Source organism: Vibrio sp. Vb0304, assembly GCF_033338995.1.
Lineage (GTDB): Bacteria > Pseudomonadota > Gammaproteobacteria > Enterobacterales > Vibrionaceae > Vibrio > Vibrio alginolyticus.
Genome location: NZ_JAWOTT010000001.1, coordinates 357,323 through 370,458 on the forward strand (window position 1 = coordinate 357,323; position 13,136 = coordinate 370,458).

General features: G+C 43.6%; 12 protein-coding genes. 7 read left to right on the forward strand and 5 right to left on the reverse strand.

Annotation, left to right across the window (positions count from 1 at the left end):
* From R7P35_RS01530 to R7P35_RS01550, 5 genes are all read right to left on the reverse strand, one after another.
* On the reverse strand, nt 1-1,416 hold a 1,416-nt coding region (locus tag R7P35_RS01530), incomplete at its 3' end, for a VWA domain-containing protein (protein ID WP_318091595.1).
* On the reverse strand, nt 1,409-2,413 hold the full coding sequence (locus R7P35_RS01535) for a vWA domain-containing protein (protein ID WP_054574932.1): 1,005 nt from the start codon (nt 2,411-2,413) through the stop codon (nt 1,409-1,411). The genes R7P35_RS01535 and R7P35_RS01530, both read right to left, overlap by 8 nt.
* Nucleotides 2,406-2,882, reverse strand: coding sequence for a DUF4381 domain-containing protein (locus R7P35_RS01540; protein WP_161441483.1), 477 nt, complete (start codon nt 2,880-2,882; stop codon nt 2,406-2,408). The genes R7P35_RS01535 and R7P35_RS01540 overlap by 8 nt, the downstream gene beginning before the upstream one ends.
* A 37-nt stretch (nt 2,883-2,919) precedes the next feature.
* The gene (locus R7P35_RS01545) at nt 2,920-3,846 is read right to left on the reverse strand and encodes a DUF58 domain-containing protein (protein ID WP_025768548.1); all 927 of its coding nucleotides are present in this window, start codon (nt 3,844-3,846) and stop codon (nt 2,920-2,922) included.
* 13 nt (nt 3,847-3,859) lie between these two features.
* A complete protein-coding gene (locus R7P35_RS01550) occupies nt 3,860-4,816 on the reverse strand; it encodes an AAA family ATPase (protein ID WP_054578631.1) in 957 nt (318 codons plus the stop codon).
* Nucleotides 4,817-5,126: 310 nt separating this feature from the next.
* Between R7P35_RS01550 and R7P35_RS01555 the strand changes: the two genes are divergently transcribed.
* The 7 genes from R7P35_RS01555 (at nt 5,127) to R7P35_RS01585 (ending at nt 13,083) form a co-directional block, all read left to right on the forward strand.
* Nucleotides 5,127-7,043, forward strand: a complete 1,917-nt coding sequence (locus tag R7P35_RS01555; RefSeq protein ID WP_025768546.1) for a methyl-accepting chemotaxis protein — start codon at nt 5,127-5,129, stop codon at nt 7,041-7,043.
* A gap of 56 nt (nt 7,044-7,099) precedes the next feature.
* Nucleotides 7,100-7,300, forward strand: a complete 201-nt coding sequence (locus tag R7P35_RS01560; RefSeq protein ID WP_005375165.1) for a restriction endonuclease subunit S — start codon at nt 7,100-7,102, stop codon at nt 7,298-7,300.
* A 246-nt stretch (nt 7,301-7,546) separates the two neighbouring features.
* Nucleotides 7,547-8,215 (forward strand): LuxR C-terminal-related transcriptional regulator, encoded by a 669-nt coding sequence (locus R7P35_RS01565; RefSeq protein ID WP_005375166.1) that lies wholly within the window; start codon nt 7,547-7,549, stop codon nt 8,213-8,215.
* A 228-nt stretch (nt 8,216-8,443) separates the two neighbouring features.
* Nucleotides 8,444-9,100, forward strand: a complete 657-nt coding sequence (locus tag R7P35_RS01570) for a LuxR C-terminal-related transcriptional regulator (RefSeq protein ID WP_005383910.1) — start codon at nt 8,444-8,446, stop codon at nt 9,098-9,100.
* A 206-nt stretch (nt 9,101-9,306) separates the two neighbouring features.
* The gene (locus R7P35_RS01575; RefSeq protein WP_033906739.1) at nt 9,307-9,897 is read left to right on the forward strand and encodes a calcium-binding protein; all 591 of its coding nucleotides are present in this window, start codon (nt 9,307-9,309) and stop codon (nt 9,895-9,897) included.
* 152 nt (nt 9,898-10,049) lie between these two features.
* The gene (locus R7P35_RS01580) at nt 10,050-11,768 is read left to right on the forward strand and encodes a type I secretion system permease/ATPase (protein ID WP_033906740.1); all 1,719 of its coding nucleotides are present in this window, start codon (nt 10,050-10,052) and stop codon (nt 11,766-11,768) included.
* The gene (locus R7P35_RS01585; RefSeq protein ID WP_005383906.1) at nt 11,743-13,083 is read left to right on the forward strand and encodes an HlyD family type I secretion periplasmic adaptor subunit; all 1,341 of its coding nucleotides are present in this window, start codon (nt 11,743-11,745) and stop codon (nt 13,081-13,083) included. Before R7P35_RS01580 ends, R7P35_RS01585 begins: the two co-directional genes overlap by 26 nt.
* The last annotated feature ends 53 nt before the right edge of the window (nt 13,084-13,136 follow it).

The window sequence follows — 13,136 nt, forward strand, 5'->3', positions numbered from 1 at the left end:
CTGTTGCTGTTGCTGTTGCTGTTGCTGTTGCTGTTGCTGTTGCTGTTGCTGTTGCTGTTGCTGTTGCTGTTGCTGTTGCTGTTTTAGCTTTTCTTCTACAACCGATAGGTTTTTCTTCGCGGCTTCAAAGTTAGGCTTTTCCTCTAGCAGTTTTTTATACAAATCAGCCGCATCTTCTAATTGACCATTTTGAGCGAGCGAGTTGGCGAGGTTATAGCGGCCGTTAAGGGAGGCATCATGAGAAAATGCTTCGATAGCGGCTTCGTAGTCACCTTTTTGATAACTGGCGGCTCCTTTCCAGCTTGGGTTTGTAAATAGGTTTTGCGCCTGTTCATACTCACCTTGCTTGTAGAGTTCCGCTCCTTGTTGGTCGGCATTTAAGAACGGATTAGCTTCTGCATGCGGTGTCCACGTTACTGGGACTACAGTCGCAACTACCATCCAAATCAGGCCGCGTCGAAACAGTAAAGCCGCAGGAAGAAGTAACAACGGCAGTAACCAAAAGCCACTGTTGAGACGAGAATCAGTTTTAACTTCTTCGCTTTGGGTCGCAGAAAGCTGGCTACCAATGTTATTGGTAAAGGCCGCGATGTTTTCAACGTCACGGTTGGTGTGTTGAATAGGAACAAATAGACCGCCAGTTTTATTCGCTAGCGTCTGTAGATTTTTCAGGTTTGTTTTCGCTACGACGGTTGTGCCTTGTGCCGTTTTTAGCAGAGAGCCATCGGGCAGCGCGATAGGCGCACCGTTAGGAGTCCCGACGGCAAGAACAGAAATGCGAAACTTTGTACCTTGGACTAAATCTAACGCGCGAGACAGCTCTGACGTACCAAGATCATCCGCTAACACGATGATATCGCCTTGTTGCGTGCCAGCTTGAGAAAACTGGTTGATCGCAAGTTCAATCGCGGCAGGCAGGTTTGCTCCTTGAAAAGGCATCAGCTCTGGTGACAAATTTTCGATAATGCCCGCAAGCGTGCTGGAATCAGTTGTCAGTGGACTTAAGTTATAGGCATCGCCAGCGTAAGCAATAAGTCCAGTGGCTCCCTCTTTCCATTTAGGCAGCAAATCGAGCGCCTTATAACGTGTTTGTGCTAACCGATTGGGTTTGATGTCTGTAGCAAACATAGAGCGAGACATATCAAGCACCAAGATTCGGTTTTGGTTTAACTCAAAGCTTGGTCGAGCATTGGACTGCCAGCTTGGCCCCGCTAATGAAATGCAAGTTATTGCCCAAGCTAAACCCCATAGAGTGAAGTAATGCTTAGACTGCGTGTTTTGTCCGAGCATCCGCGATAGGTGAGGGGCAATCAGTGTGGACTTTTGGGCTCTAAATTTGTGATTAAGCAAGAGTGCTATAGGGATCACGATGAGCCCCAAAAGCCAATAAGGATTGAGGAAAATAAACTCAGCCATGTTTTCTCCTTAATAGGAATAACAATACCGATAATACAAATGCAGCGCTTAATGGATATGGAAACCATTCAGACTGTGGGCGCCAAGTTTGTGTGTCGCTAGATACGGGTTCTAGCTGGTTGATGGTGTCATAAATCTTTTCGAGCTCTTCTGTATCTCGCGCTCGAAAATATTGTCCACCTGTCACCTCTGCCACTTTAGTCAGTGTTTGTTCATCTAAGTCGGCTGCGGTGTTGACTTTGCGAGTCATGAAAAACTCTTTCACCATCATTTCACCAGCGCCCACGCCCACGGTGTAAATAGTGGCGTTGTATTTTTTCGCAATTTCCGCTGCTTCTAGCGGCTCGAGCACCCCAGCAGTATTGCTGCCGTCACTGAGCAAAATCATGACTCGTTGGGGAGCATCACTGTCTACAAAGGTTTTTGTGCCTAACCCAATACCATCACCAATGGCGGTTCGTTGACCAACCAAGCCGATGACGGTTTGATTAATCTGTTGCATGACGCTTTTGCGGTCTGCAGTGAGTGGTGTTTGCAAATAAGCATGGTCGCCAAACAAAACAACTCCGAGACGGTCACCTTTTCTCTTTGCTACGAAATCAGACAGAACTTGTTTGACTGCTGTGAGGCGATCGATATATTCGCCGTTGAGTTCCATGTCTTCCTGCTGCATCGAACCGGACAGATCGACGACTAACATCAAGTCCCGATATTTGGGTTGGAATTCAACGGGATCGCCAAACCAAACTGGACGCGCACAAGCGACGACAAGAAGGCCCCAGATCGCGATTGAAAGCGCTTTTTGCAGCGCTTGCTTAGGCTTGCTGCGATTCTCATTAGTTGGTAAGTACGCCAATTTGATCTCGGCTTGTTGAGATTCTTGTGGCAGGAACTTGTATACCAGCCAGGGGATGGGCAACAAAAACAGTGCCCACCACCAGACAAATTCAATGTTTAGCCATTGGGCAAGATCGGTTATGAGTGTTTGCTCAGTCACGGTTATTTGCCTTTTTCTTTGGTGGCAAAGCGTAGGTTATCCAAAAGACACAATCGTCTATCAAGCTTTGATGATGCCCTTGGGAGGAATTCTGATACAACGCTTCTTGCCACTGATGTTGTTTGTCTACGAATCGACTCTCTTTGGTATGGCTATCGAGAAATTCATACCAAGCGATTCCGGTTAATGGTGCGATCTCTTCACGCGGAAAGTAACTCAATGCTGCCTGGCGCAATATTTCCAGAGCAGAAGAGGGGGTATGAGGCGCGGTAGGTTGAGTTAAAAGTGTTAATGCTGTCTTTTTTGCGCGTAAGTGTTTTTTACGCCATCTCACATAAAGACAAATGCCGAAAACGAAGAGCAAGGTGGCTGCAAGCACCACCCACCATCCCCAAGCGAGCGGAAACCAATCCGGTGCGTTTGGCAAAATCAAAGGTTCAAGGTCTAGGCTTTGGTTGTTTGTTGTCATTATTATTACTGCTTAATAAATACTGCTTGTCAGTTTGTTAGCTTAATTGTGAAATTAAGGGCCAGCCACTTGATAGCGTGTTAAATGGAATTGCTATCGAATGGCACTGCTGCTTAATGGTTTCTTGATGTTGGGTAAAGTGGCTTTCGAGTTCTCTTCGTTGTCCTTTAGAGCCAAAGTTAAACCATTGACTATGCAGCCCATCCGAAGCTTTCACTTGACCTCTAAAGTCTGTTTCGCCTCTTTCTAACGGATCATAAAACTGAACGGCCCTTACGCTATTGTGTTGTTTGAGTCGACGTAGTTGTGCCAGTTCCGTTGGTGTTACGTGGGCAAAGTCACTGAGCATAATCAATTCGCTGCCTTTTGGGGTGAGCGTATGAAGTGTCTCCAATACTTGTGTATAAGGCAGTGTACGAGTGTCGTTGCTTGCAGTACGAGTTACTTGCGCATTATGTATGTCGACTATGGCGTTAAGAATCCGCAGCCCTTGTCTTTGTAAAGAAGAGGGGCGAAATTCAAGACATTGATGTCCGTCATCAATCACTGCGCCGATGCGATCTTTTTTAGCTAGAGTTAGCCAAATTAGAACACTGGCAAAGTGGGCCAATTGAACGGATTTGAGTACATACTTAGATCCAAAATGTAGACTAGAACTTAGATCAAGATAAAGAATGACCGCTTGCTCTTTATCTTCTGCAAACAACTTTGTATGTGCTTTACCGGTCCTAGCGGTGACTCGCCAATCAATGCTGCGAATATCGTCGCCAGGTTGATATTGGCGTACCTCCATAAAATCCATACCTCGCCCTTTTTGGCGACTGGTATGGTTACCACTCATCTGCGACCAGAGACTCTGTGCTGGTGGTAACCAACGTACAGATTGAGTGCGATATTGGAGCAGCTCTTCAAGGGTTAATGTCACCCCATTCGCATGAGGTGGTAATGAATGTGTAGCGGACATATCACTCACCTGTTTATGCACTGCCAACAAGGTTTAGCAGTTTATCGATGACCTGGTTTGCCGTAATGCCTTCCGCTTGAGCGTGATAACTCAACAATAAACGGTGGCGCAGTACCGGATAAGCCATGGTTTGAACATCTTCCGGAGAGACAAAATCACGACCAGCAAGCCAAGCGTGCGCACGTGCACAGCGATCAAGAGCGATGGTGGCACGCGGACTCACACCCATTGACAACCACTTGTCCAACTCAGTGTCATATTCGTTGGCTTGACGTGTCGCCATAACTAAACGGACGATGTACTGCTCTATCGTTTCCGCCATATGAATATCCAACACTTCTTTACGTGCGGTGAATATATCGTGTTGGCTTAACATTGGGCGTTCAACCTTTGCTTCGCCTTTTGCTTCTCCGCGGTTAATACGCAAGATAGATAGCTCATGCTCCGCATCTGGGTATTCCACTTCTAAATGCAATAAAAAGCGGTCTAGCTGCGCTTCAGGAAGGGGGTAGGTCCCTTCTTGCTCTATCGGGTTTTGAGTTGCCATAACCAAAAACAACTCTGGCAGCGGGTAGGTATGACGACCTGCAGTGACTTGTTTCTCTGCCATTGCTTCAAGCATTGCCGCTTGTACTTTGGCTGGTGCACGGTTTATCTCATCCGCAAGAATAAGCGAGTTGAAGATAGGACCTGACTGGAAAGTGAATTCTCCGGTTTCGGGACGGAAGATATCGGTGCCGGTTAAATCGGCTGGCAGCAAGTCAGGGGTGAACTGAATGCGGTGGAAGTCGCCTTCAACACAGTCTGAGAGTGATTTTACTGCACGGGTTTTTGCTAACCCAGGAGGGCCTTCAACTAAAATATGCCCATCCGCAAGAAGCGCAACAAGCAGTTGCTTTACCAGATCTTGCTGTCCGATGATCTGCGACTCTAAGTATTGCTGAAGAGTTTCGAAGTTAGATTTATGCATGCTTTGGACTCTCGGTATCCATGTGATTTTCGTGTTGAGTATTGGTCATTTTCCATGTGAAAAAAGTTCCAACGCTCTATTGCAATTTATCTTTTCAATATTGGGACGCTACAGAGAATTGCAAGTACGTGCTATCTCTGAAAGTGCTTATTTGACAGTGTGTTACATTTATTTTTCATAATATAATGAGAAATGCCTCTAGTTTTGTACATATGAGCCGATAAAGATTCCGTGGTGTGCGTGTCATGAGATATGCACCTGATTCCCCTTGTGGGGCCAATAACAAGTGATTCTTTTAAAAGGTCCGAATATGTTGAAACTTCATTCCTTGAGCATCAAACAGAAGGTTGTACTTGGCATTACGTTTGCTGTTCTAGCATCAACAATCATTGTTGGTGTTATGGCTCAGCGTCATGCGAGAGATGTATTGAGCCATCGTCTTATTGACATCGAGCTACCTGCGATGTTGCAGCAAATCAATACCGAAATTGACCGCGAAGTTGTCGAAATGCAACAAGCGGCAAAACAGCTGGCTACAAACGAATTTATTGTTGAAGCCCTATCTAATACAGACCGTGATCCGTCAGTAGAAGTTCAGTTGGTGCAGCAGCTCAATAATGTTAAATCACAGTATGGTCTTAATGATGCGTCGGTAGCGAATCGTCAAACGGCATATTACTGGAACCAAAACGGATTCTTACGTCAACTTAACCGAACGCAAGATGCTTGGTTCTTTGGATTTACGTCGTCTGGTCAAGAAACGTCCGTGAGTGTGTTCCAAGAGGCAAATGGCGAAGTGAAAATGTTTGCCAATTTCCAAGATCTTAATGGTACATCAATGTCAGGTCTCTCTAAATCTATGGGAGACATGGTTACTTTGCTCAACGGGTTTAAAATTGAAGATACGGGTTACGTGTTCCTCACTAATGAACAAGGCCAGATTCAAATACACCGTCAACAAGGTAAGAACCAAACTTCTATCACTAAACTATTTGGTAGTGACGCAAGTGCGCTGTTGAACAAAAATAGCTTCAACCTAATTAATGTGGAGTTTGAAGGGCAGGATACTTTTGTTTCTAGTTTGTATGTTCCTTCAATGAACTGGTTTGTTATTGGCGTGGTTCCCGTTGATGAAGTATTCGCAGACCTGAATGCGACAGCTAAAAAAATGCTGTTTACGACCATCATTGTTGCCGTTGTATTCATCCTCATGGGCGTATGGTTAGCAAACAGCATTACGAAACCAATCCGACTGATTGCCGATCGTTTTACCGACCTTGGGCAAGGTGAAGGCGATTTGGCGCAGCGTATTGAAATTAAGGGTAATGATGAAATTGCTCAGCTTTCAAAAGGCTTTAATGGATTTATTGAGAAGATTCATGCCACGATGAAAGAGGTTGCTTTAACCAGTGGCTCATTAAGTCAAGCGGCAGAAAGTGTGTCAACGAAAGCAACATCCACACACGACAACAGCCAAGAGCAGCGTGATCAAACCATTCAAGTAGTTGCAGCTATCAACCAAATGGGTGCGACCATCAGTGAAATTGCATCGAACGCTGCTACCGCTGCTGATACGGCAAATCAGGCTTCAGATAACACTCAAACTGGTCGAGAAGTTGTGATGAAAGCAAAAGAGGTGATCAGCCGCCTAGCCGATGATGTTGAAACAACCAATATTGTTGTGACGCAGTTGGCATCGACAACCAAAGATATTGGCTCGATTCTGGGTGTAATTCGTGACATATCTGAGCAAACGAATTTACTTGCGCTAAACGCTGCAATTGAGGCTGCTCGTGCTGGTGAGCAGGGACGTGGTTTTGCGGTTGTTGCTGATGAGGTAAGAAACCTAGCTTCACGCACGGCCGATTCTACAGAAGAGATTCAGCGCATGATCAATCAGCTTCAAAGTGACGCACAAGACGCGGTAAGTGCTATGGAAGCGGGCAAAGCGGTCACCATAGAAGGGGTTACTTCTACCGATGAAGCAGTCGAGGTATTAATCAGTATTTCTGAACGAATCACCGACATCTCTGATCGTAATACACAGGTTGCAACGGCGACGGAAGAGCAATCCACGGTGGTGCATACCATTAATCAAAATATCGAAGAAATCAACGCGATAAATGAAATGACAACCGCGACAGCAGAAGAGTTGGCGGATGCAAGTCGCGATCTTCAAGCGCTCTCTTCTCGTTTGGACAAGATGGTTGGTAGCTTCAAGTTATAGAGTTGGATAGAATAGGCGAAGTTTAAAAGTTCAATCATTAATTTTAGGTAAGTACTATGAATGACTTCGAAAAAGAACTAGAGCAAATTTCTCAAGAAACCGCTCAGGAGCCAGAAGTAAAACTGCCGTCGCTAGAAGAGCAAAAAGCGATCGTCGCTGAGCTGAAAAAGCTGGAAGCGGAAGGTAAGCTGACGCCAGAAGTGTTAGAACAACACTTTGGTAAGTTTAACCAAAAAAACGCAGTTCCAATCCACTAAGTTAGGTGGTGTTTTGCCTCTAACGTGCGTGATTAAATCACCTGCTCAAACACAAAAAGGGAGTTTATACTCCCTTTTTTAATGTCTGAAAAATGCTAATACCTCTCACATACTTGCCACTTAAAAATTATTGACACTTCAATGAGTTATTAATTAGTACTAGTGATTTTCATACTTGACAATACTACCGCTCTATCTAAATCTATTGCGTATTTCAATAAAAACGACCAAGGGAATGCGATCAGGATGGAGCAGCAAAAAAAAAGAAACGTTATTTTAATCACGGAGGGAAGTCTACAGTCATCTCTGTTGAAAGATGTATTGGAGACCAAACTCGGTATTAGTGTTGCTCTAATCACGCCAGATAATCTGATTCACGGAGTGTTACATGAATCTCTTGCATCAGCCATTATTGTTGATTGCAGCGTGATCACGGATGAAATTTTTCGCCGTTATGCGGAGTTTAAAGCGGCCAAGCAGAAAGACACGCTTGAAATCTTAATTAATTGTGAGCAATCCATATCGACAGAAGATCTCTTTGCTTGGCGTACTTTGGCCGGTATTTTCTATACCTCTGATGATATAAAAACGTTGCAAGTTGGTATTGGTAAGGTGCTTCAAGGAGATATGTGGTTCAGCCGTAAGTTTTCTCAGCAGTACATTACTTACCTTCGTCGACATTGCAAACCTATAAATAAGAATGTTTCCGCTATTCTGACCAAACGAGAGCAACAAATAATTACCTTTCTTTCCATGGGGGCGTCCAATCAACAAATCGCCGAACAATTATTTGTCAGCGAGAATACGGTAAAAACGCATTTACATAATATTTTCAAGAAGATTGATGTGAAAAATAGAGTTCAAGCACTTATTTGGGCAAAGGAAAATATTTCAGACAACTCGTTAATGGTGTAATGCTATTGCAATATTAGGTTGCCTAATTTAGTAAACTCTTAATAATTTCTGTGACCTGAATGTGTTAAAAGTGTTTCTTTTATGAGAAACACTTTTTTTGATTCTCTTTTTAATAACTTTAGAATTTAAAAAAGTAGCAAATAACTTTACTCTGTGAACTAGCACTTACATATCAAACTAAGTGCTGACGATTAACTACTAATTTAAGAATGTTAAGTCACTGAAAGTATGAGAAACATTATGGAACAGTATATGGAAAAGCCTGAAATCCTAATGCTCACTCAACAAAGTTTACAGAGTGAAAACTTTAAGGAAATGCTTTCTAAAAATACAGAAACTAAAATAACGATCATTGATACTAAGAACCCTAGCTATCATGAACTCATTCCGGAACGCTACTTTTTGCTTGTTGATTTTTCAGTTGAGATTCCTTCCGAAACTTTAGTTTATTTAAAAGATAGTAATAAAGTGCTAGGAACCATAATGCTTAATCTAGGTTATGACTTAGACACAGAAGAACTCGCTTCTTGGCCTCATGTAAAAGGTATATTTGGTCCAGGAGATTCAATGGACAAGGTTTGTCAGGGATTAAAAGCAATAATAAAAGGGGATAACTGGCTGTCTCGAAGATTACTTGATCAGCTAGTAAATTATTATCGAGGTAGAGAAGCAAATAACATTATCGAACCTGCTATTGAGGTTGAGCTTACTCGGCGTGAAGTTCAGGTTTTAAAAATGTTGAAAGAAGGTGGTTCAAATATGGAAATCGCTGATTCTTTATTTATCAGCGAGCATACTATTAAATCACATCTATACAATATTTTTAGAAAGTTAGAAGTAAAGAACCGTACGCAAGCTACAAGTTGGGCTAAGAGAAACCTGTAGTACTAGTATTAACTTGCTGTAATAAAAAGAAAATACTCTATAAAGTACTAAATTTTATATTTATTATTAAAATGTCAGTCTGAAATATCATCCCATATTCAAACTTATTCCTATTCAGTTGACTATTAGACTTCTCATGTCGTGACGAATCTAGTCAGACGTGGAACAGAAGGTCTATTCAATTAATAAGCTAAGAGGGAATAAAAATGAGCGCAAGTGACAATGACACGTATTTAGGCGATGCAGGTGTAAATAACCAATTTGCTGATTTCGATGGCGGCGATGATTTGTTTATCGGTTTTGGTGGTAATGACTCGTTTGTTGGCGGTGGCGGTAATGATTATGTGATCGGCGGCGACGGCGATGATCGCCTAACTGGTGGTGCAGGAGATGACATCCTTAGGGCTGGTACAGGAAACGACTACCTCGGCGGTGGTACCGGTAATGACTTGCTGTTGGGTTTGCTGGGCGACAATAAATTAAATGGTGGTGTCGGTGAAGATATTCTTGTTGCTGGTTCTGGTGACAACGTTTTAGTTGGCGGCAGCAATGGCGATAAGTTTGTGTTCACGGATAAGTTTGGTGGCCATGGCGAAGCCAAAGTTGTTGACTTCATCATTGGTGAAGACTCTTTGCACATCATTAGCGACTCTGTCACTGACTTTGGTGATTTAAGCTTTAGCTACGATGCAGTTGGGAATGCAGTGTTTACCGATGGGGCTGATCTAACAGTGAAACTTATTGGCGTGACTGAAACTGACATCAACACCTATGGTGCAGATCTGTTCGTAATCTAAACGACTGAAAATAACTCTGGATGGGAATTAGTTTGCGTGGCTCTGCCATGCTGAGGTGAACTAATCGGACACTCTAGAGCGATTTGAGGTTACCTTAAGCTAGGCGCTAGTATTTCTGGCGCCTACAATTTTCACGTTAAACGGAAGTAGTCGTGCAAAAAACGGTTTTCAAAGAAGTGAAACAAAAACTATGCACGCTTGCGGGCTTGCTGATCGTTTTTAGCCTTTTTATCAACTTATTGGTTCTCTCGATTCCGTTGTACATGCTTCAAGTGTACAACCGAGTGATATCCTCCTACTCAACCGATACTTTATTCTTGCTCACTGTCATCGTAATTGTCGCGCTGTTAACCATGTCCATCATCGACATTGCACGAGCACAAATGAGTAAATCTTTTGGTTATTGGATGGACACAAAACTCTCCGCTTTCATGCTCAAGCGCACGATTCAATATCAATCACATACCGGGAAGAGTTATACCTCGCAAACTCTGAGAGACATTCAGAACATCAAAAGCTTTTTGAGCAGTCAAGCACCTTATCCACTGTTGGATGCGCCCTGGACACCGCTGTTTATTTTATTTGTATATTTATTGCACCCGATACTAGGTCACATCGCGTTACTTGGATCTATCGTATTGTTTAGCCTAGGTCTACTTAATGAGCTAATGACGCGTAAAACAATGCAAGAGAGCGAAGTCAGAGCGATTTCTCATATCAACAACGCAGAATTAGCCACGCAAAACTCCAATTCAATTCTCGCAATGGGGATGATGAATGCATTTTTAGAGAAGTGGCAGTCGCGCGTGAGTGAAGTGAATGTGCTTGAAGAGCGAGTTGCAGGTAAGTCCATCTACATGGCTAACTTTTCTAAGTTTGTGCGTGGATCACTACAGATATTTTTACTGGGAGGTGGTGCATGGTTAGTTATCCAACATGAGATAACGGCAGGGGCGATGATCGCGAGCTCCATATTAATGAGTCGGGCATTATCGCCGATGGAGCAGGCGATAGGCACGTGGCGAAGTGCGATGTCTGCTAAAGGCGCCTATAAAAGGTTGAAAGAAATCGATGCGATCGTGCGCCAAGATGAATCAGATATGCCACTGCCTAAACCAAAAGGACACTATGAGCTTACCGGACTGGCCTATCGCCATCCTGGAGCAACCGAACCAGTGCTGTCATCGATCAACTTATCGATTCCTCCGGGTGTTGCTGTTGGGGTGATTGGCCCTTCTGGTACGGGTAAATCGACGTTTGCTCGGCTGTTATTAGGTACGGTTAAGCCATTAGCGGGTAAAGTGACTCTTGATGGAATGGAAGTCTCCGTATGGGCATCTGAAGATCGCGGCGTGCATTTTGGGTATCTCGCTCAAGAGGTGGAGTTATTTCCTGGCACAATTCGAGAGAACATCGCGCGCTTTAAAGAAGAAGACCCCGCTAAAGTCATCAAGGCGGCTCAACTAGCAGGATGTCATGAATTAATACTCAAGAAAAACAAAGGCTATGATTGCATTATTGGTGAAAATGGCCGTGGTTTATCTGGGGGGGAAAGGCAGAGAATCGCTCTTGCAAGAGCCGTTTATGGCGACCCACCTATTGTGATTTTCGATGAAGCGAATGCCAACCTCGATGGTGAGGGAGAGGCTGCGTATCAACGTTTGATTGCCCATTTAAAAGCACAGAGTACAACGATTATCGTCATTGCCCACAATCCGAGTACGTTACGACAAATGGATAGGCTGTTGTATTTGGCTGACGGCCGAGTCAAGTTATACGGCGCTAAAGATGAAGTATTAAAACGTTTGATGGGCGAAGAAAGAACAGATATCCCAAGGGTAAGAAATGAGCAATCAACTGCCAACCGTTAATCAGAGTTCTACCGAGATCGTATATCGTTTTAGCCCCAAAGCGAGACTAAGCTTTCGAAAACCAATTTTACTTGGTGTGGTGACCTTAAGTGTTTTTCTTGGAGGTCTTGGCTACTGGGCTGCAACAGCCAAATTAGAAAGTGCAGCGATTGCTTATGGTGATTTGTCAGTTCTCACTAAGCGACAAGAAATTCAGCATTTAGAAGGCGGTATTATTGAAAAGCTATATGTACAGGAGGGGGATTTAGTCGAAAAAGGTCAGTTATTAATTCAACTTTCTAAGCGTCAAGCTATGGCTAAGTTGGACTCGTTAAGTGGTCGTTTTATCCATACTCTAGCAAAGGAAAACCGTTTAAGTGCGGAGCTTGACGAGCTTCCAACGATTGTATGGTCTGATGATCTTGAAAGCATTCCCCGTGTCGATATCGTACAAGAAGCACAACTGGTTCAAAACAAGATCTTTGAAGCGAGAAAGCGATTCTTTGATAGTAAACTGAGTATCATTGAGCAGAGTATTTCTGGAGCAAATTTAGAGCTTGAAAACCTTCAGCAAACCAAAGTGATTGAGACGGAACGACTCAACTTTATTGCTGAAGAAATAGACAGCAACCAAGCCTTGGTGCAAAAAGGTTTCTCGGGAAAATCTACTTTACTTCAACTCAAGCGCTTAGCAGCGGAGGTGAGAAGTACCTTAAGCCAGTTAGACAGGCAATCGCTCACCGTTAGAAAAAGGTTAGATGAGAACCTAGCGCAAATTGAAGAGTTGAAGCTTGAAAGGCTGAATGAGATTGTCGAGGAACTACGAAATACCAAAACGGAAATTGTCGCAATTCGGGAAGAATATCGCTCCGCTCAAGATATTGTCGCAAGAACAACGATCAACGCACCTATTTCTGGTCGCGTAGTCAACATGCAAGTGTTTACCGAAAAAGGTGTGATTGGGTCGGGTGAAACGTTACTAGAACTGGTCCCGCAAGACGATAAGTTGTTAGTCGAGGCTCGTGTTAATCCTCAGGATATTGATTTAGTGAATCCAGGCCAGCAAGCGCATGTTCGTCTGACCGCTCTGAATGCACGGACGTTGGCACCTTTAGACGGTACAGTGCTGACGATTTCTGCCGATAAGCTCTCGCAAGAAAACCAAGAAGATTTTTATCTCGCTAGAATTGCAATTTCACCGGAAGATGTGACAAAACATCGTTTAACCTCAGGTATGAATGCCGAAGTGCTTATTTTATCTGAGCCACGAACGCCATTGAGCTACCTAATAAAGCCAATTACAGAAAGCATGAATCGCGCCTTCAGAGAGGAGTAATTTCAAAAAGACTTGAGTGAGCACGGACAACAGACAAAATAATTTGTTATCGT

Excerpts from the sequence above, each read along its gene's own strand:
- R7P35_RS01540 (WP_161441483.1), bottom strand. The coding sequence starts at position 2,882 with ATGACAACAAACAACCAAAGCCTAGACCTTGAACCTTTGATTTTGCCA.
- R7P35_RS01570 (WP_005383910.1), top strand. The coding sequence starts at position 8,444 with ATGAGAAACATTATGGAACAGTATATGGAAAAGCCTGAAATCCTAATG.
- R7P35_RS01550 (WP_054578631.1), bottom strand. The coding sequence starts at position 4,816 with ATGCATAAATCTAACTTCGAAACTCTTCAGCAATACTTAGAGTCGCAG.
- R7P35_RS01560 (WP_005375165.1), top strand. The coding sequence starts at position 7,100 with ATGAATGACTTCGAAAAAGAACTAGAGCAAATTTCTCAAGAAACCGCT.
- R7P35_RS01585 (WP_005383906.1), top strand. The coding sequence starts at position 11,743 with ATGAGCAATCAACTGCCAACCGTTAATCAGAGTTCTACCGAGATCGTA.
- R7P35_RS01575 (WP_033906739.1), top strand. The coding sequence starts at position 9,307 with ATGAGCGCAAGTGACAATGACACGTATTTAGGCGATGCAGGTGTAAAT.
- R7P35_RS01555 (WP_025768546.1), top strand. The coding sequence starts at position 5,127 with ATGTTGAAACTTCATTCCTTGAGCATCAAACAGAAGGTTGTACTTGGC.
- R7P35_RS01565 (WP_005375166.1), top strand. The coding sequence starts at position 7,547 with ATGGAGCAGCAAAAAAAAAGAAACGTTATTTTAATCACGGAGGGAAGT.
- R7P35_RS01545 (WP_025768548.1), bottom strand. The coding sequence starts at position 3,846 with ATGTCCGCTACACATTCATTACCACCTCATGCGAATGGGGTGACATTA.